This is a genomic window from Paractinoplanes ovalisporus (assembly GCF_016834655.1).
In the GTDB taxonomy this organism is placed as follows: domain Bacteria; phylum Actinomycetota; class Actinomycetes; order Mycobacteriales; family Micromonosporaceae; genus Actinoplanes; species Actinoplanes ovalisporus.
In genome coordinates, this window is the sequence record NZ_JAENHP010000001.1 from 400,734 (window position 1) to 417,898 (window position 17,165).

18 protein-coding genes are annotated in these 17,165 nt (G+C 70.7%); 14 read left to right on the top strand and 4 right to left on the bottom strand.

Going from position 1 to position 17,165, the window contains the following annotated elements; all coding sequences use genetic code 11:
• Positions 1-41: 41 nt before the first annotated feature.
• Positions 42-503 carry a helix-turn-helix domain-containing protein gene (locus JIG36_RS01820; protein ID WP_203374196.1) on the top strand — a complete coding sequence of 154 codons (462 nt, stop codon included), beginning with the start codon at positions 42-44 and terminating at the stop codon, positions 501-503.
• 39 nt (positions 504-542) lie between these two features.
• Positions 543-1,178: a DUF4253 domain-containing protein gene (locus tag JIG36_RS01825; protein ID WP_203374197.1), complete on the top strand. Its 636-nt coding sequence runs from the start codon at positions 543-545 to the stop codon at positions 1,176-1,178.
• Positions 1,179-1,269: 91 nt separating this feature from the next.
• Here JIG36_RS01825 and JIG36_RS01830 read toward each other — a convergent pair whose 3' ends face one another.
• Positions 1,270-2,274, bottom strand: coding sequence for a LacI family DNA-binding transcriptional regulator (locus tag JIG36_RS01830; RefSeq protein WP_203374198.1), 1,005 nt, complete (start codon positions 2,272-2,274; stop codon positions 1,270-1,272).
• 170 nt (positions 2,275-2,444) lie between these two features.
• Here JIG36_RS01830 and JIG36_RS01835 point away from each other — a divergent pair, with 170 nt between their 5' ends.
• From JIG36_RS01835 to JIG36_RS01850, 4 genes are read left to right on the top strand one after another with little or no spacing between them, the layout of a single operon-like run.
• A complete protein-coding gene (locus tag JIG36_RS01835; RefSeq protein WP_203374199.1) occupies positions 2,445-3,731 on the top strand; it encodes an ABC transporter substrate-binding protein in 1,287 nt (428 codons plus the stop codon).
• 10 nt (positions 3,732-3,741) lie between these two features.
• Positions 3,742-4,611 (top strand): carbohydrate ABC transporter permease, encoded by an 870-nt coding sequence (locus JIG36_RS01840; RefSeq protein WP_307872524.1) that lies wholly within the window; start codon positions 3,742-3,744, stop codon positions 4,609-4,611.
• Positions 4,611-5,429: a carbohydrate ABC transporter permease gene (locus tag JIG36_RS01845; RefSeq protein WP_203374201.1), complete on the top strand. Its 819-nt coding sequence runs from the start codon at positions 4,611-4,613 to the stop codon at positions 5,427-5,429. The genes JIG36_RS01840 and JIG36_RS01845 overlap by 1 nt, the downstream gene beginning before the upstream one ends.
• Before the next feature lie 7 nt (positions 5,430-5,436).
• Positions 5,437-7,398 (top strand): glycoside hydrolase family 127 protein, encoded by a 1,962-nt coding sequence (locus tag JIG36_RS01850; protein ID WP_203374202.1) that lies wholly within the window; start codon positions 5,437-5,439, stop codon positions 7,396-7,398.
• Here the strand turns inward: JIG36_RS01850 and JIG36_RS01855 are convergent.
• Entirely contained in the window at positions 7,336-8,169 is an 834-nt protein-coding gene (locus tag JIG36_RS01855) for a helix-turn-helix domain-containing protein (RefSeq protein ID WP_203374203.1), read from the bottom strand. The two genes, JIG36_RS01850 and JIG36_RS01855, sit on opposite strands and share 63 nt — an antisense overlap.
• 101 nt (positions 8,170-8,270) lie before the next feature.
• Here JIG36_RS01855 and JIG36_RS01860 point away from each other — a divergent pair, with 101 nt between their 5' ends.
• Positions 8,271-9,200 carry an alpha/beta hydrolase family protein gene (locus JIG36_RS01860; protein ID WP_236045482.1) on the top strand — a complete coding sequence of 310 codons (930 nt, stop codon included), beginning with the start codon at positions 8,271-8,273 and terminating at the stop codon, positions 9,198-9,200.
• A gap of 7 nt (positions 9,201-9,207) precedes the next feature.
• Here the strand turns inward: JIG36_RS01860 and JIG36_RS01865 are convergent, their stop codons facing one another.
• Positions 9,208-9,474 (bottom strand): helix-turn-helix domain-containing protein, encoded by a 267-nt coding sequence (locus JIG36_RS01865; protein WP_203374204.1) that lies wholly within the window; start codon positions 9,472-9,474, stop codon positions 9,208-9,210.
• Between the two features lie 77 nt (positions 9,475-9,551).
• Between JIG36_RS01865 and map the strand changes: the two genes are divergently transcribed.
• Positions 9,552-10,319: a type I methionyl aminopeptidase gene (gene map, locus JIG36_RS01870; protein WP_203374205.1), complete on the top strand. Its 768-nt coding sequence runs from the start codon at positions 9,552-9,554 to the stop codon at positions 10,317-10,319.
• On the opposite strand, the gene JIG36_RS01875 is transcribed toward map, so the two are convergent.
• Positions 10,279-11,178: a LysR family transcriptional regulator gene (locus JIG36_RS01875; RefSeq protein ID WP_203374206.1), complete on the bottom strand. Its 900-nt coding sequence runs from the start codon at positions 11,176-11,178 to the stop codon at positions 10,279-10,281. The genes map and JIG36_RS01875 overlap by 41 nt on opposite strands.
• A 61-nt stretch (positions 11,179-11,239) precedes the next feature.
• Here JIG36_RS01875 and JIG36_RS01880 point away from each other — a divergent pair, with 61 nt between their 5' ends.
• Genes JIG36_RS01880 through JIG36_RS01905 form a run of 6 tightly spaced genes read left to right on the top strand, consistent with a single transcriptional unit; the run spans position 11,240 to position 17,165 of the window.
• On the top strand, positions 11,240-12,070 hold the full coding sequence (locus JIG36_RS01880) for an oxidoreductase (RefSeq protein WP_203374207.1): 831 nt from the start codon (positions 11,240-11,242) through the stop codon (positions 12,068-12,070).
• A gap of 41 nt (positions 12,071-12,111) precedes the next feature.
• Positions 12,112-12,627: an RNA polymerase sigma factor gene (locus JIG36_RS53105; protein ID WP_203374208.1), complete on the top strand. Its 516-nt coding sequence runs from the start codon at positions 12,112-12,114 to the stop codon at positions 12,625-12,627.
• The gene (locus tag JIG36_RS01890; RefSeq protein ID WP_203374209.1) at positions 12,627-13,703 is read left to right on the top strand and encodes a hypothetical protein; all 1,077 of its coding nucleotides are present in this window, start codon (positions 12,627-12,629) and stop codon (positions 13,701-13,703) included. The genes JIG36_RS53105 and JIG36_RS01890 overlap by 1 nt, the downstream gene beginning before the upstream one ends.
• 47 nt (positions 13,704-13,750) lie before the next feature.
• Positions 13,751-14,278: a PadR family transcriptional regulator gene (locus tag JIG36_RS01895; protein ID WP_203374210.1), complete on the top strand. Its 528-nt coding sequence runs from the start codon at positions 13,751-13,753 to the stop codon at positions 14,276-14,278.
• Positions 14,275-14,955 (top strand): ABC transporter ATP-binding protein, encoded by a 681-nt coding sequence (locus JIG36_RS01900; protein ID WP_203374211.1) that lies wholly within the window; start codon positions 14,275-14,277, stop codon positions 14,953-14,955. The genes JIG36_RS01895 and JIG36_RS01900 overlap by 4 nt, the downstream gene beginning before the upstream one ends.
• A complete protein-coding gene (locus tag JIG36_RS01905; protein WP_203374212.1) occupies positions 14,952-17,165 on the top strand; it encodes an FtsX-like permease family protein in 2,214 nt (737 codons plus the stop codon). Before JIG36_RS01900 ends, JIG36_RS01905 begins: the two co-directional genes overlap by 4 nt.

Genomic DNA, 17,165 nt, shown 5'->3' on the forward strand with positions numbered 1-17,165 from the left:
GAAGCTATTCTACAGAAAGAACTCATGGCAAGATGTGTTCTGTGGAGATAGAGGAGCTGGGGGCTCACCTGCGGCACCGGCGGGTGGCGAGCGGCCGCACCATCGCCTCGGTGGCGGCCGAAGCCGGGCTTTCCGTGCCCTACATCGCCAATCTGGAGAACGGCCGCGGCAACCCCACGCTGGCCGCCGTCAACCGGCTCGCGGAGGTTCTGGGGGTGCGGCTGTCTCTGAACGAACCACCGGAGCCACCGGCGCTGCCCGATTCGCTCGTGCAGTTCGCGCGCACGGCCCGGTTCGCCGACGAGAGTGCCCGGCTCGCACGCACATCCCGGTTCGCTGACGAGAGCGACCACCTCGCGCGGACCAGCGGCGAGACGGAAACCCTCGTGCGGCAACGGCTTCTGCACGCCATGGCCGCGATGAGCACGCTGACCGGCCGTCCCCTGACCGAACTTGACTGGCACCGGATCCTCGACACCGTGGTGCTGGTAACCCGTGAATAATCGGACGGCAAGCCGCCGGAGGTCCGAGGAGTTGCGCTGATGACCGACGTCGCCGCCCTGTTGCGGGGCACCGTGCTCGACGGACTGCCGGTCGAGGAAGATGTGGGTGGCGCGCTCGTTGTCCAAGACATCGACAGCGGCCTGATCCTGCCTTCCTGGCAGGCCGCCCGGTCCCTGGTTCCGGAGACCGGCCGCTGGCCGGTGATGATCGTCCCCGAGGAGATCCACGGCGATCCGTCTCCGGAAGAGGTGGCCACCCTCGAAACGGCGGCCACAACGATGGACCCGTGGTCGGTGTTCCATCCGCCGGTGGCCGATCGCCACGACTACGACGCTGCGCTGGGAGACCCGGTGCTGGCGGCCCATGTGACAACGATGCTGGGCGACTTCACCGGCACGCGCCAATGGTTCGTCCCGAACGCCGTCCACCTGGCGTTGCTGCCCACTCCCCGGCCCTGGTTGGCTCCGGGGTGGCTGCGTTACTACGGTGCCGGCGACCCCACCCGATGGACGGCTCTGACCGCCGCGCTGTGGCAGTGGAACCAGCGTTACGGCGCCGAACTGGTCGCCTGGTGGGGCACCATGCTCCAGTTCGTCGTGTCCCGGCCACCGGCCCCGGGCGACGAGGCCTGGGAGCTCGCCGGCCAGCTGTCGGCGGTTGGCGGCAGCCTTTAGGCGGATCGCGGGGCGCTGGCCCTTTCCCTGGCCCGGAGCAATGCCTGGTTCCTCCACGACCGCCCTTGAACCGGGAAGAGACGGCGGTGGGTCAGCGGAGCGGGGCGGTGGACTCGCGGGTGACGAGCTTGCCGGGGAACTTCTCGACTCCGGAACCCAGTGTGCCTCCGATGGCCGCGAACAAGCGCTGCGCGGCCACCCGACCCAGCTGTTCGAGGTTCATGTCCACGGTGGTCAGGGGCGGGCGGGCGTTGGCGACCAGGATGTTCCAGTTGTCGTAGCCGACCACGGCCACCCGCCCCGGAACGTCGAGGCGTTCCTCGTGCAGCACGTCGAGCACGCCGCGGGCGATCTCGTCGGAGCCGGCGAACACGGCGTCGACGTCGGGGCATCGTTCCAGCAGCATGCGGGTGGCGCCGCGGCCCCATGCCTCGGACCACATGCCGAACCACACCTCGCCGCCCGCCACCTCCAGGCCCTCCTCGGTCAGGCGGGCCAGCGCGCCGCGCGCCCGGTCCTGCGCGGCGCCGTAGGAGGCGTCACCGGTGATGTGCGCGATCTTGCGGCGGCCGCAGCGGATGAGGTGGTCGACCGCGAGACGGCCGCCGCCCTCGTTGTCACTCACGAGCGAGAGGTCACGCGGGTCCTCCGAGGGGGCGTACGCGTAAATGACCGGAACCGGAAGATCCCGGCCGAGCGAGGGCCGGCTGTCGGGGCGCGCGCCGACCACGATCAGCCCGTCGACCCGCCGGGACAGCAGCGCGCGCAGGTGATGGCGTTCGCGGATGCCGTCGCCGCGCGCGTCGCACAGGAACACCGATGTCTGGTCGGTGCCGAACGCGTCCTCGGCGCCCATCAGGATCGGGATCGAGAAACGGCCCTCCAGGTCGGACGTGAGCAGCCCGACCGTGCCGGTGCGCTGGGTGATCAGCCCCTGCGCGAGCGCGTTGGGCGAGAAGTCGAGTTGCGACGCCGCCAGCATGACCCGTTCGCGCGTCGAGGCGCGCACCTGCGGCTGTCCATTGAGCGCTTTGGACGCCGTGGCCACCGACACCCCGGCCAGACGCGCAACATCGCGCAGGGTCGCGCGTACCAAGTTCGATCCCCTCCCCGCAGAGCTTGACAGCAAAATACCCGGCGGATTACGTTCCTGAAAACCTTTTCGGCGAGCCGGCACCCGGACTAGGAAACGGGTCTAGCTGGCGAAATGAGCTGTCACCATACTCCCCGTGGTTCATCCGACGAAACCGGAGGATCACCTTGAGCATGCGCAGAATTCTGGCCGTCACCGCGATCGCGAGCCTGCTCGCCTCGGTCGCGGCGTGCGGCGGAGACGACGACAACGGCGGCAGCGGCGGCGGGAACATCACGGCCGAGGGCGCCGACGACGGCACCGAACTCGCACTGTGGACGCGCGCACCGTTGGAGCTGCAGGCCAAAGCGCTCGTCGAGGCGTACAACAAGAGCCACAAGAACCAGGTGAAACTGACCATCGTCCCGAACGACGACTATGTCGCGAAGGTGGGTGCGGCGGCCGGCAGCGGCGATCTGCCCGACCTGTTCGCGGCCGACATCGTCTACGTTCCGAACTGGACCAAGGCCGGCCTGTTCGCCGACCTGACCGACCGGATCAAGCTGCTCCCGTACGCCGACAAGATCAACCAGGGGCATCTGCAGGCCGGCACGTTCGAGGACAAGGAGTACGTGCTCCCGTTCGTCCTCGACCTCTCGGTGATCTTCTACAACAAGAAGCTCTACAAGGAGGCCGGGCTCGACCCCGAGAAGGGGCCGACCACGATCGACGAGTTCAAGGAGCAGGCGCTCGCCATCCAGAAACTCAAGAAGCCGGGCGTCTTCGGCACCTACTTCGGCGGCAACTGCGGTGGCTGCAACGTGTTCACGTGGTTCCCGATGATCTGGGCCAGCGGCGAAGAGGTCATGAACCCCGAGGGCACCCAGTCCCGGCTCGACGGCACGGCCGCGCAGAAGGTGTACGCGACGTGGCGTGAGCTGCAGGAGGCCGGGGCGATCGCGCCCGGCGCCAAGGACGAGACCGGGGCGACCTGGGTGGCCGCGTTCCAGCAGGGCAAGGTCGGCGTGATGCCGTACCCGGCCACGCTGCTCTCGACCGCGGCCAAGACGGTCGATGTCGGCGTCGTTCCGATCCCGGGCGTCAACGGGGGCGCCTCGACGTTCGTGGGCGGCGACGGCATCGGCATCTCGAAGGACTCGAAGAAGAGCGAGCAGGCCTGGAACTTCCTGTCCTGGATGACCTCCGAGGCGGCCCAGGTCGACGTGCTCGCGGCCAACGACAGTTCGGTTTCCCGTACGGACCTGGCCGACAACAAGTATTCGCAGAAGGACCCGCGGGTCGTCACGGTGAACAAGGTGGCCGCCTCGCCGCAGAGCAAGACGCCGGTGGCCGTCAACTTCCAGCAGGCCTTCAACGCACCCGGCAGCCCCTGGATGACTCTGGTGCGCGATCAGGTCTACGGCGATCCCTCGACCCTGGGCAAGGACAATGCCGCGCTCACTGACTCTCTCGCCCAGTAAAACGGCGGTGGTGTCATCGCCCAGCCGGTCGGCGCGCCGCTCCCGCACAGCGCTGACCGGTTGGGCGTACGCCGCGCCGACCGCCCTGTTCGTTGTCATCTTCTTCGTCGCCCCGATCGGCCTGGTCGGTCGCATGTCGGTCTCGGACTGGGGCCTGTTCGCGGGCAACCGCGGCTGGAACGCGCCCGAGAACTTCACCGACGCCGTGAGCGACCGCCTGTTCTGGCCGGCGGTCTGGTTCACCGTGAAGTACACGGTGCTCACCACGGTGATCCTGCTGGTGCTCGCGCTAGGTCTGGCCTTGCTCGTGCAGGAGTCGTCGCGGTGGAACGGCATTCTCCGTACGTCGTTCCTCGTGCCCTCCGCGCTCGGGCTCGCGTCGGCGTCGCTGTTGTTCTACGCGCTCTACTCACCGCAGGCGAGCCCGATCCCCGGCCAGATCTCGTTCCTCGGCACCCCGTGGTCGGCGCTCTGGTCGACGGTGGCGCTGATCGTGTGGCGCTTCGCCGGTTTCTACATGCTCCTGCTGCTGGTCGGGCTGCAGAGCATTCCCGGCGACGTGTACGAAGCCGCGCGTCTGGACGGGGCCGGACGGTGGCAGACGTTCCGGCACGTGACGTTGCCGCTGCTGCGGCCCTCGCTCGCTCTGTGCACGATTCTGTGCGTCACCGGGTCGCTGCTGGCGTTCGACCAGTTCTACATCCTGACCAAGGGCGGACCGGACAACAGCACGGTCACCATCGTGCAGCTCATCTACAACATGGCGTTCCAGGGCCAGAACAACCTGGGACGGGCCGCCGCGCTGTCCATCCTCGTGCTGGCCGCCCTGCTCGTGGTGAACATCGTGCAGTTCCGGGGCCTGCGCGGAAGGGAGCGGTGATGTCCCGTCTTCTGCTCCGCACCCCGCAGCACGTGCTCACCGGCGGGCTGGCTCTCATCTTCCTGTTCCCGCTCGTCTGGGCCTCGCTGGCGTCGGTCGCCCCGCACGCGGGCACCCAGCAGACCGACGGCTGGGGCTTCGCCAACTACGACACACTCGCGCACTATCAGGCCGGAATCGCGCAGTACCTGTTCAACTCGTTCGCCATCTCGCTCATGACCGTGCTGTTCACTCTGTTCGCCTCGGTCACCGGCGGATATGCGTTCGCGATGTTCCGGTTCCCCGGGCGCAACGCTTTGTTCCTGCTCACCCTGGCCATCCTGATGGTCCCGTACGCGACCCTGCTCATCCCGCTCTACGTTCTGCTCAACAGCCTGGGGTTGCAGAACTCGCTCATCGGGCTGGCGCTCGTGCTGTCCATGTTCCAGTTGCCGTTCGCCACGTTCATGATGCGCATCTCGTTCGAGGCCGTTCCCGGCGAACTGCGCGAGGCCGCGCTCATCGACGGGTGCGGGTCGTTGCGGGCCCTGCAACGGGTGCTGATCCCGGCCGCCAAGCCCGGTCTCATCACGGTCGGCCTGTTCGCCTTTCTGGCCGCCTGGAACGACTTCATCACGCCGCTCGTGCTGATCAGCGACTCCGACAAGGTGCCGCTGCCGCTCGCCGTGGCCAACCTGCGCGGCCAGGTGATGGGCATCGTCGACTACGGCGCGACCGAGGCCGGCGTGGTGGTGCTGGCCCTGCCCTGCATCGTGTTTTTCCTGGCCCTGCAACGGCATTACGTCCGTGGTTTCATGTCCGGCGCTCTCAAGGGTTGATGCCTCCGTGACTGTTTCCGACACCGCCGTCTCTCCCGTTGTGCCCTCGTCCGGCCGGTTGCGGCCGCTCGGGCTGGGCGAAGTCTCGTTCCGGTCCGGTTTCTGGGGTGACCGCCAGCGCGTGAACCGCTCGGCCACCCTCGACCACGTCGAGCACTGGCTGACCAGTTCGGGCTGGCTCGGCAACTTCTCGCCCGGGGCCGACGCCGGTTCGCGGCGCGGCCGGGAGTTCTCCGACACCGAGATCTACAAGTACCTGGAAGCGCTCGCCTGGGAGTACGGCCGCACCGGGGAGCCGGCGATCGACGCGCGGTTCCGAGCGATCGCCCATCAGGTGGCCACGGCCCAGGAACCGGACGGCTATCTGAACACCAACTTCGGCCGGCCCGGTCAGCGGCCGCGCTACACCGATCTCGAGTGGGGGCACGAGCTTTATTCGTACGGGCATCTGATCCAGGCCGCCGTGGCCCGCGCCCGCACGGTCGGCCGCGACGAGTTCGTCGAGGTGGCCATCCGAGCGGCCGACCACGTGTGCGAGGTGTTCGGTCCGGGTGGCATCGAGTCGGTGTGCGGGCACCCGGAGATCGAGCCGGCGCTGGTCGAGCTCTATCGGGTCACCGGTGACACGCGCTATCTCGAACAGGCCCGGTTGTTCGTCGAGCGGCGCGGACATCAGGTGCTGTCCGACATCGAGTTCGGCCGGTCCTACTTCCAGGACGACGTGCCGGTGCGTTCGGCGCCGGTGTTGCGCGGTCACGCCGTACGCGCGATGTATCTGTCCTCGGGCGCGGTCGACGTCGCGGTGGAGACCGGCGATCAGGAACTGCTCGACGCGGTCGCGCGGCAATGGCGCACCACGGTCGCCCGGCGCGTCTACCTGACCGGCGGGATCGGCGCGCGGCACCAGGACGAGGCGTTCGGTGACGACTTCGTGCTGCCGCCCGACCGCGCATATTCGGAAACCTGCGCGAGTGTCGGTTCGGTCATGCTCGCCTGGCGTCTTCTGCTCGCTTCGGGCGATGTCCGGTGCGCGGATCTGATCGAACGCACACTCTTCAACGTCATCGCGACATCGCCGTCGGACGACGGAAAACGCTTCTTCTATACGAACACGTTGCACCAGCGCTCACTCGGCGTGGAGCCGCCGGACGACGAGATCGTGCCGCGCGCGACCTCGAACCTGCGCGCGCCCTGGTTCACGGTGTCGTGCTGCCCGACCAACCTGTCCCGCACGTTCGCCAGCCTGGCCGCGTATCTGGCCACTACTGACGCCACGGGTGTCCAGATCCACCAGTACGCGGCGGCCCGGATCGACACCGGTGACATCGCGCTGGACATCGAGACCGACTATCCCGTCAGCGGCCGCATCGCCGTCCACATCCGCCGCACGCTGTCCACGCCGTGGACGCTGACGTTGCGCGTTCCCGCATGGGCAGCCGGAGCGTCGTACGCAATCGACGCCGCGCAGACCGAAACAAACGCGCAGACCGAAGCAGCCGCGCGACCGGCAACAACCGCGCGGCTGGAACCGGCCGCACCGGGCTGGCTGCGGATCCGGCGACAGTTCAGGGCCGGCGAGACCGTCCGCCTCGACCTGCCCGTGGAGCCGCGCCTCACCTATCCCGACCCGCGCATCGACGCCGTCCGCGGCTGTGTCGCCGTCGAGCGCGGCCCGGTTGTCTACTGCCTGGAGTCGGTCGACCTGCCGCCCGGCACCGAGGTCGACGCCGTGCGGCTCGACCCGTCGGTCCCGCTCGCCGGCGAACCCGGCACGGTCACCGCCACCGGCCGCATCCTGCCGGCGCGGTACGACGGGTGGCCGTACGGGACGCAAGCCTTTGATCCGGCCGGCGAGAAGACCGACCTCACCCTGCGCCCCTACCACGACTGGGCCTCGCGGGGCCCGTCAACGATGCGGGTCTGGCTGCCGCTCGACACCGGTGACAGCATGACTGGCCAGCAGGGCTAGCGCGTCGGCGTCGGGGCTACCGGGCGCGGCGTGATAGACGGTCAGGGTCTGCCCGCTGCCGTCCTCCAGGCGGAACGTCTCGTAGTCGACGCCGAAGTCGCCCACGACCGGGTGCCGGAACCGCTTGTGCCCGGTCGACTTGGCCCGCACGTCGTGCCGCGCCCACAGCCGGGCGAACTCACGGCTCTTCAGCGTGAGCTCCCCGACGAGCGACGCCAGCCGCGCGCTGTCCGGGTCGGCCTCGGCGCGTAGCCACGCCACCGCCGTACGGGCCGACTGCTCCCACTCGGGAAACAGCAAACGCTCGTCGGGGTCGAGGAAGAAGGCGCGCAAGAGGTTGCGGTCGCGCGCCAGTGCCGGGTGGATGGCGCCGGCCAGACGGTTCCAGGCGAGCACATCGCCGTAGCGGTTCTGCACGAGCGCCGGGGTGTTCGGCCACAGTTCGAGCAAGCGCAGCATCCCGGGTGCGACCCGCTCGGCCGACTCCCCCGGCCGTGCACGCGACCCCACGAGCCGCCGCAGATGGGCCATGCCGTCGTCGTCGAGCCCGAACACCCGGCCCAGCGCGCCGAGCACCTCGTCCGACGGGTTGCGTTCGCGGCCCTGCTCCAGCCGTACGTAATAGTCCGTGCTGACGCCCGCGAGCACCGCCACCTCGTCGCGCCGCAACCCCGGCACCCGCCGCCGCCCGCCCGCGGGCATGCCGAAGTCGGAGGGCCGCATCCCGGCCCGCCGGGCGCGCAGGAAGTCGCCGAGTGCGTTGATGCTCATTCGCTCACGCTAGTGACAACCGCGGCGCGCAGGGTAGGAGTCGTACACCTATGAACGTCCTTGCCTCGGTGAACCCGATGCGCGCTGCGAACGTCGTCGGCATGGAAACCGACACCATCGTGCAGCAGATGGCCGACGGGTTCGGCACGCTCTCCGAGCGTTCGCCGATCCTGCACACGCCGGCCGAGGCCGGCCTGGCCTACGAAGACGTCACGTTCCCGTCCCTCGACGGCGTGCCGCTGGAGGGCTGGTTCATCCCGGCGCCCGGCGCGACCCGGGTCGTCATCGCCAACCACCCGCTCGGCTTCACCCGGGCCGGGCTGCCCTCGCACCTCGAGCCGTGGCGTTCGATCTGGGCGCCCTCCGGCAACGACGTCGAGGTCAACTTCATCCCCGACTACAAGATCCTGCACAACGCCGGCTACCACGTGCTCGCCTACGACATGCGCAACTTCGGCCACAGCGGCGCCGCCAACGGCGGAGTGACCGCGGCGCGATACGTGGCCCGCGACGTGCTCGGCTCCCTGGCGTACGCGCGCTCCCGCCCCGATCTGGAAGGCGCGGCCATCGGCCTGTTCAGCCGCTGCATGGGCGCCAACGCGACCATGGCCGCCATGCAGCTCGCCCCTGAGGCGTTCGACGATGTGCGCTGCATGGTCGCCCCACAGCCGCTCACGGTGCGGGTCACGCTGGAACGCTCCCTGGAGCTGGCCGGGCTCACGGCGGCCGATCACATCGAGACGCTGGGCGAGCTGATCCGCCGCCACACCAGCATTCCGCTCGACGACTTCGCCCCGGTCGAGACGGCCCGGTCGGTGCGCGTCCCGACCTTCCTCTACCAGGTGCGCGACGACATCCTGACCCGGCCCAGCGACGTCCAGGGCATGTACGACAACATCCCGATCGCCGACAAGGAACTGCTCTGGATCGAGGGCTCGACCCGCCGCTGGGACGGCTATCTGCGCTTCGCGAAGGACTCGAGCCCCATGCTGGCCTGGTTCGAGAAGCACATGGGAGAGAAGTACATGTGAGAACGGGTCAGGAGGCCTGACGCACCGGCATGTCGGCCAGCCAGACCTCGGCCAGGTCGCCGAGCGGGACGCCGAGGGCCTGACTCACGCACACCACCGTGCCGAACGCGGGCGCGGGCAGGCGGCCGGCCTCGATCTTGCGGAGCGTCTCGGGTGAGATGCCGGCCGCCAGCGCCACCTCGACGAGGCTGCGGTCGCCCCGGGCCGCGCGCAGGGCGGCCCCGAGACGCTGACCAGCGGCGATCTGTTCGGCGGTGAGTGGCTGACGAACCATGCCAGCAGGTTACCCCCGAAGCGCGTGGTATAAAAATACCTGGTATAAAAATACCGAACGCACCGAGGAGGACCCCTGTGATCGAGCTCAAGAGTGCCGAGGAGATCGCCAAGATGGCGGTCGCCGGGCAGTTCGTCGGCGAACTGCTGGCCGAGCTGCGCGGGGTCGCCGCGGTCGGGGTCAACCTGATGGACATCGAGCGGCACGCCCGCGGGCGCATCAAGGAGCGGGGCGCCGAGTCCTGCTACTGGGACTACGCCCCCTCCTTCGGCCGCGGCCCGTTCCGCAACGTGCTCTGCCTGTCGGTCAACGACGCCGTGCTGCACGGTCTGCCCCACGACTACGTGCTGCGCGACGGCGACCTGCTCAGCATCGACATGGCGCTGGGCATCGACGGCTGGAACGCCGACTCGGCCCTCTCGTTCGTGGTCGGCACGCCCGACCCGGCCGACCTCAAGCTGATCGAGGCCACCGAGGTCGCCCTCGACGCGGCGATCAAGGCGGCCCAGCCCGGCGGCCGGATCGGCGACATCTCGGCCGCCATCGGCGCGGTGGCCCGCGACTACGGCTACGGCGTGAACCACGAGTTCGGCGGGCACGGCATCGGCCGCACCATGCACGAGGCCCCGCACATCTCCAACGACGGCCGGGCCCGCCGCGGCATGCGCCTCGACCCCGGTCTGACGGTCGCCATCGAGCCCTGGCTGTGCGCCACCACCGACAAGATCAAGTATGACCAGGACGGCTGGACGATCCGCTCGGCCGACGGCTCGCGCACCGCCCACTCCGAGCACACCGTCGCCATCACCCCGACCGGCCCTCAGGTCCTGACGCTCCGGCCCTGACCAAACCTCGTACGGCCTCCACAAGCGTGGCCAGCAACGGCCGGCGGTCGTCGCGGCGCCAGGCCAGCACCAGCCGGCTCGGCGCCAGACCGTCGACCGGCCGCACGACCACGCCGTCCCGCGCGACCAGTGAGGTGTTGCCGGCCGCGATCAGGCAGACGCCCAGCCCGGCGGCGACGGCCTCGACCGCCTCCTCGGTGTTGGCGATCTCGGCCCCCACAACCACCGGCCGTCCCGCCCGTTCGTCCAGCGCCAGCCAGAAGTCCCGCAGCGGCCCGGCGGCGGCCGGCAGGGTCAGGAACGGCTCGTCGGCCAGATCGGCGAGGTCGACCCGTTCCCGGCCGGCCAGCCGGTGCGCGGCCGGGAGCGCCACCAGCCGCGGTTCGGTCGCCACCGGGAGCCAGCGGTAGCGGCTGGGCGACGGCAGCGGCAACCACACGAACGCGGCGTCGGCCTCGTCACCGGCCAGGCCACCGGTCGGGTCGGACCATGGGATCTGCCGCAGATGTAGGGAAACCCCGGAACCGAGCCGGGCCCGTACGGCCGGAAGCAGCCCCCGCCCCGGTGCGGTGCTCATGCCCACGACCAACGTCGAGGCCGCGGCCACCAGGGCCCGCTCGGCCGACTGCCACGCCTCCAGCACCGCCCGCGCGTGCGGCACCAGTGCGGCGCCGGCGGTCGTCAGCCGTACGTCGCGATGGTCCCGCTCGAAAAGGCTGACGCGCAACTGTTTCTCGAGCGCGCGGATCTGTTTGGACAGGGCCGGCTGGCTCACGAACAGCGCCTCGGCCGCGCGGGTGAAGTGCAGGTGCTCGGCGACCGCCAGGAAGTACCGCAGATCCCGCAGATGCGCGTCCATGCCCAACGGTTATCACAGAAGGTCTTGGACGGCGATCCGCCCATGGCGACAGGCTGGACGCATGTCTGAACAACGAGTCTGGCTCGTCACCGGCGCGAGCAGCGGCTTCGGCCGCGCGATCACCGAGGCCGCCGTCGCCGCCGGGGACGTCGTCGTGGCCACCGCCCGCCGCCCCGAAACCCTGACCCAGCTGGCCGCGAACCACCCCGACCAGATCGATCCGGTACGCCTCGACGTGACCGACGCCGATTCCGTGGCCGCGGTGGTGGCCGATGTCGAGCGCCGCTACGGCCGGATCGACGTGCTGGTCAACAACGCCGGCCGCGGTCAGGTCGGCGCCGCCGAGGAGACCACCGACGACGAGCTGCGGTCGATCTTCGAGGTGCACGTCTTCGGCCCGGCCGCGCTGGTGCGCGCGGTGCTGCCCGGCATGCGCAAGCGCGGGTCGGGTGCCATCGTGCAGATGTCGTCCATGGGCGGGCAGCTGGCCTACCCGGGCTTCTCCGCCTACTGCGCCACCAAGTTCGCGCTCGAGGGCTATTCCGAGGCGCTCGCGGCCGAAGTGGGCCCGCTCGGGATCCGGGTGCTGGTCGTCGAGCCGGGCGCCTTCCGCACCAGTTTCTCGGGCGGCAGCCTGGTCGAGAGCCAAAGCCTTCCCGCGTACGAATCCACGGTCGGCCCGACCCGCACCATGATCAAGGGGGTCGACGGTTCCCAGCCCGGCGACCCGGCCAAGGCGGCCGCCGCGATCCTGACCGCCCTCGACGCCGAGGTCACGCCGCTGCGACTGCCGCTCGGGGGTGACGCGGTCGACGGCATCGTCACGCACCTCGATGCCGTACGGGCCGAACTGGACGTCTGGGAGAAAGTCTCGCGCGGCACAGATTTCTGACCGGCGAGGGAGCGTACGGGGTCCCTCGCGCGTCTAGGGGCATGGACACTGACATCGTGTCGGAGCCGCGCGAGGGGCGACGGGCCGGCGGCTCGTTCGAGACCTTCTACGCGTCCACGGCCGACCGCGTCTACCGCGCGCTGGCGGTCGCGCTCGGCGACGTGCACCTGGCGCGCGAGGCGACCGACGAGGCGATGGCCCGGGCCTACGTGCGATGGCGGCAGGTGTCCGTCGCCGACAACCCGGCCGGCTGGGTGTTCCGGGTCGGGCTCAACTGGGCCACCTCGTGGCGGCGCAAACTGAGACGCGAGCGCGCGTTCCCCGACACCGAGCACGGCCTGCCAGTCTTCGAGGCGGCCCTGCCCGACGGCGACGGGGAGGCGGTGGCCGCGCTCGCCGAGCTGCCGATCCCGACCCGGGCCGTGGTCGTCTGCCGGGTCATCTTCGGGATGTCCACGGCGGACACCGCGGCCGTGCTGGAGATCGCCGAGGGCACCGTCCGCAGTCGTCTGTCCCGGGCGATGGCGGCGCTGCGTGTCAGCCTGGAGGAGAAGTGATGAACAACCTCGACCGCGCCGTGCTGACCACCGCCGACCGCCTCCCGCCGGGGCCCCACGACGTGACGGCCGTGCTGCGCCGGGCCCGCCGCATCCGGCGCCGCCGCACGATCCTCACCGCCGCGGCCGCCGTCGTCACGGTGGCCGCCCTCGCCGCGGTGGTGCCGCAACTGATCCCCCGCCGCGACTACATCGTCGGCGACCCGTTCGGCGGCGGACCGATCGGGTTGTGGCTCGACCGCGAGGCTCCCCCGACCACCCAGGGGCTGCCCTCGGGGACGCACGTGCCCGGGTCGAGCGGCGAGATCACCGCCCAGCTGCGGACGGTCGACGGGCGCCCGGCCGTGGTCGCCGCACCCGAGACCGCGCCCGGCCTCGACAAGGGCACCTACCTCGGCCCGGCCCCGTTGCCGGGCGGCGGGCTGGCCACCATCGGCTACGGCGACAAGGACCGGCGCGTTGTCGTGGTCGACGCCGACGGCCGCGTGACCAGCGACCATCCCCTCCCCGAGTCGGGTTCCTACGCCAGCCGCTCGGTGCCGATGACCGGCAACCGCACCACGCTGTTCTGGTGGCACTTCAAGGAGGAGAACAATTCCGTACGGCCGGTGTTCGCGCGCTACGACATCGCCACCGGGGGGCTGGAGGAGGGCACGCCGAGCACCGCGATGGAGGGCTGGGAGGTGCCGTACTTCGGGATGCAGGCGACCACGGCGCGCATCGTCGAGTGGCCGGCCGAGTTCGGGCAGACCTGCTCGTTCGAGATCCTCGACATCACCGGCGAGCGCCTCCACAAGTTCCGCCCGGCCATCGAGGGTTGCTCCGACGTCTACTACGCCCTCGCCCCCGGCGGTGATCACGTCGCCGCCCTGGTCACCACCCGCGCCGGCGACAAGCGCAGCCAGCGCGTGGTCGTCCTCGACGCGCGGACCGGCGAGACGACGAAGACCTTCGAGACCCCCGAGATGAAGGGCGAGACGCTCTCCGGTCTGGCCTGGGCCGACGACACCGCCATCCGGTACGCCCGGGGCAGCCTCGGCGCACCCGACCCGCTCGTGCTGACGTTCAAGCTCTGAAGAACGGGTCTACTCTCAGCGTATACTCTCGGCGTATAGTGGGCGGCATGACAGTGCCGCTCACCCTTCTCGGGCTCCTCGAACGCGAGCCGCGCCACGGCTACGACCTCAAGCGCGACTACGACGCGTTCTTCGGCCGCGACAAGCCCCTGTCGTTCGGCCAGGTCTATTCGACGCTGAGCCGCCTCGCCCGCGACGGCAAGGTCGTGATCAGCGACCTCGAGGCGGGTGCCGGCCCCGACCGCAAGCGCTACGTCATCACCGACCGCGGCGCCACCGAGGTAGACACCTGGCTCACCGAACCGGTCGCGCCCGAGCCCCACCTGCAGACGGTGCTTTTCGCCAAGGTGACGCTGGCGCTGCTGCTCGACCGGCCCGCCGAGCACTATCTGGACACCCAGCGGGCGGCCCACATGCAGCGCATGCGCGAACTGACCGCGGTGAAGCGCAGCGGCAGCCTGGTCGACTCGCTGCTGGCCGACCACGCCCTGTTCCACATCGAGGCCGACCTGCGCTGGATCGACCTCACCGCCGCCCGGCTCGACGCGCTCGCCCAGGAGGTCAGATCACAATGACACTGCTCGAGGCCCATGACCTGCACCTCTCGTTCGGCTCCACCCCCGCCCTGCGCGGCGCCGACATCACCGTGCGCGAGGGCGAGATCCTGGCCGTGATGGGGCCCAGCGGCTCCGGCAAGTCGACCCTGCTGCACTGCCTGGCCGGCATCCTCGTGCCCGGCCAGGGCGAGATCCACTTCGACGGGCGGCGGGTCGACACCATGAGCGAGACCGAGCGCAGCAGCCTGCGCCGCGACCGGTTCGGCTTCGTGTTCCAGTTCGGACAGCTCGTGCCCGAGCTGAGCGCCGAGGAAAACGTCGCGCTTCCCCTGCTGCTGGCGGGCGTACGCCGGTCGAAGGCCCTCACCGAGGCCCGCGCCTGGCTGGGGCGGCTCGGTCTCGACGGGCTGGGCGCCCGCACGTCGGGCGAGCTGTCCGGCGGCCAGGCCCAGCGGGTCGCGCTCGCGCGGGGCCTGGTCGCCCGGCCGCGGGTGCTGTTCGCCGACGAGCCGACCGGCGCGCTCGACTCGCTCACCGGCGAACAGGTGATGGACCTGATGGTGGGCTCGGCCCGCGACGAGGGCACCACGGTCGTGCTCGTCACGCATGAACCGCGCGTCGCGGCGTACGCGGACCGGGAAGTCATCGTGCGCGACGGAAAGGTGCTCGCCCTCACCGCCGAGGCCGTCGGATGATCCGCTTCGGGCTGCGCCTCACCCTGGCCGGGGGCCGGGAGGCGGCCGTACGGCTCGTCGTCATCTCGGTCGCCATGGCGCTCGGCGTGGGCATGCTGCTGGCCGCGCTGACCGGTCTCGGCGGCGTGACCGCCCAGGCCGACCGCTACGGCTGGATGAACTCGGCCACCGCCGCGAACGCCGCCGACGGGCCCGATCCCCTGTGGTGGCAGCTGCGCACCGACATCGTGCAGGGTGAGGTGCTGGGACGGGTCGACCTCGCCGCCTCCGGCCCGCAGTCGCCGATCCCGCCGGGCCTCGACCGGTTGCCCGCCGCCGGCGAATATTTCGCCTCCCCCGCGCTGGCCGAGAAGCTGCGGACCACCCCTGCTGACGAACTGGGCGACCGTTTCCCGGGCCGGCTCGCCGGTCTGCTCGGCCCGGAGGCCCTGCCCGCGCCCGACTCCCTGATCGCGGTCGCCGGCTATTCCCCGGCCGAGCTCTCCCGGCGGACCGGCGTGGCCCGGGTCGGCGCCCTGGCGACCGGGAACCAGTCGTCCTGTTCCGGCAGCTGCTTCCGCGGTGTCGACCCGAACGGGGTCAAGCTGATCCTGTCGGTGGTGGCCGCCGCGCTCATCTTCCCGCTGTTCATCCTCATCGCCACCACCACCCGCTTGTCGGCCACCCGCCGCGAGCAGCGGTTCGCCGCGATGCGCCTGGTCGGCGGCACACCCCGCCAGGTCGCGCTGGTGGCCGCGGTCGAGGCCACGGTGTCGGCCGTCGCGGGCACCCTGGGCGGCTTCCTGGTCTTCCTCGCGGCCCGCGACGCCGTGGCGACGATCCCGCTGACAGGCGCGCCCATGTTCCCGGGCGACCTGGCGCTGACCGTCCCGGTCGTGCTCACCGTCGCCCTCGGCGTCCCCGCCCTGGCTGTCGTGGCCGCGCTGGTGACCCTGCGGCGGGTGCGGATCTCGCCGCTCGGTGTCACCCGCCGGGTCCGGCCGCGCCCGCCCCGGGCCTGGCGCGTCGTCCCGCTGGTTCTCGGGCTGGCCGAGCTCGCGTACTTCATCGGCCGGCGCCCCGACACCACCAACCAGCAGGTCGCCGCCTACCTCACGGGCATCTTCGTCACGATGATCGGACTGCTCGTGGCCGGGCCGTGGCTCACCATGGCCGGTGCCCGCCTGGTCGCGGGCCGCGCGGGCGGGACGGCGTCGCTGATCGCGGCCCGCCGCCTCGCCGCGAACCCGCGGGCCGGCTTCCGTTCGGTGAGCGGGCTGGTGATCGCGCTGTTCGTGACGACGGTCGCGGTCGGCATCATGGGCAGCATCTCGGCCGACCGCAGCCCGGACGCCACCGAGGCCGACCGCTCGATGCTCATCACGTTCTTCCGCGACGACGAGCACGCCCCCGCCGGCGACCCGGTTCCGGCCGATCTGAAGACCACTTCCGGCGTACGGGACATCGTGGTGACCCGCATACCGCCCGGCTCCTTGAAGGCGCCCGAGGTGCCGATCGGTGAGTGGGGCTGGCCGACCACGCTCGCCGCGTGCGCCGACATCGCACGCCTGCCCACCGACAGCCGGTGCGCGCCGGGCGCCGACGTGGCGTGGACGTGGCACGACGTGCGCGGCCCGGCCGGCTGGACCGGCACGTGGACGACGGCCGACATCACCGCGGCCGAGCTCTCCGACCTGCGCGCGCAGTCCATCATCACGCTCACCGACGGCACTCCCGCCTCCGTGGCCCGCGCGAGGACGACGCTGGAGAAGTCCCAACCCGCTTTCATCCCGCCCTACACCGAGGTCGAGGGCCGGGCCGAGGACGCCAAGGTGTTCAACGGCTGGAAACGCCTGGCCGAGGTGGTGGTGCTGGCCAGCCTGGCCATCGCCGGGTGCAGCCTGGCCGTGAGCATCGCGGGCGGCCTGAGCGAACGCCGGCGCCCGTTCAGCATGCTGCGCCTGGCCGGCGTCCCCCTGGCCACGCTGCGCCGGGTGGTCGCCCTCGAAAGCGTGACGCCGTTGCTGGCCGCCTCGGCCGTGGCGCTGGGCGCGGGCCTGCTGGCCGCCCATCTGTTCCTGCGGGCCCAGATGGACATGTCTCTGCAGCCGCCCGGTTTCGCCTTCTACGCGACCGTGCTGGCCGGCCTGGCCGCGTCGCTGGGCGTCATCAGCCTGACGTTGCCCCTGCTGCGCCAGATCACCGGCCCGGAGGTGGCCCGCAACGAATAG

What these genes read in the sequence shown, in the direction of transcription:
- JIG36_RS01895 (WP_203374210.1), top strand. Translation starts at nt 13,751, where the DNA reads ATGACAGTGCCGCTCACCCTTCTCGGGCTCCTCGAACGCGAGCCGCGC.
- JIG36_RS01865 (WP_203374204.1), bottom strand. Translation starts at nt 9,474, where the DNA reads ATGGTTCGTCAGCCACTCACCGCCGAACAGATCGCCGCTGGTCAGCGT.
- JIG36_RS53105 (WP_203374208.1), top strand. Translation starts at nt 12,112, where the DNA reads ATGGACACTGACATCGTGTCGGAGCCGCGCGAGGGGCGACGGGCCGGC.
- JIG36_RS01880 (WP_203374207.1), top strand. Translation starts at nt 11,240, where the DNA reads ATGTCTGAACAACGAGTCTGGCTCGTCACCGGCGCGAGCAGCGGCTTC.
- JIG36_RS01825 (WP_203374197.1), top strand. Translation starts at nt 543, where the DNA reads ATGACCGACGTCGCCGCCCTGTTGCGGGGCACCGTGCTCGACGGACTG.
- JIG36_RS01875 (WP_203374206.1), bottom strand. Translation starts at nt 11,178, where the DNA reads ATGGACGCGCATCTGCGGGATCTGCGGTACTTCCTGGCGGTCGCCGAG.
- JIG36_RS01890 (WP_203374209.1), top strand. Translation starts at nt 12,627, where the DNA reads ATGAACAACCTCGACCGCGCCGTGCTGACCACCGCCGACCGCCTCCCG.
- JIG36_RS01905 (WP_203374212.1), top strand. Translation starts at nt 14,952, where the DNA reads ATGATCCGCTTCGGGCTGCGCCTCACCCTGGCCGGGGGCCGGGAGGCG.
- JIG36_RS01860 (WP_236045482.1), top strand. Translation starts at nt 8,271, where the DNA reads ATGGAAACCGACACCATCGTGCAGCAGATGGCCGACGGGTTCGGCACG.
- JIG36_RS01845 (WP_203374201.1), top strand. Translation starts at nt 4,611, where the DNA reads ATGTCCCGTCTTCTGCTCCGCACCCCGCAGCACGTGCTCACCGGCGGG.
- JIG36_RS01835 (WP_203374199.1), top strand. Translation starts at nt 2,445, where the DNA reads ATGCGCAGAATTCTGGCCGTCACCGCGATCGCGAGCCTGCTCGCCTCG.
- JIG36_RS01900 (WP_203374211.1), top strand. Translation starts at nt 14,275, where the DNA reads ATGACACTGCTCGAGGCCCATGACCTGCACCTCTCGTTCGGCTCCACC.
- JIG36_RS01855 (WP_203374203.1), bottom strand. Translation starts at nt 8,169, where the DNA reads ATGAGCATCAACGCACTCGGCGACTTCCTGCGCGCCCGGCGGGCCGGG.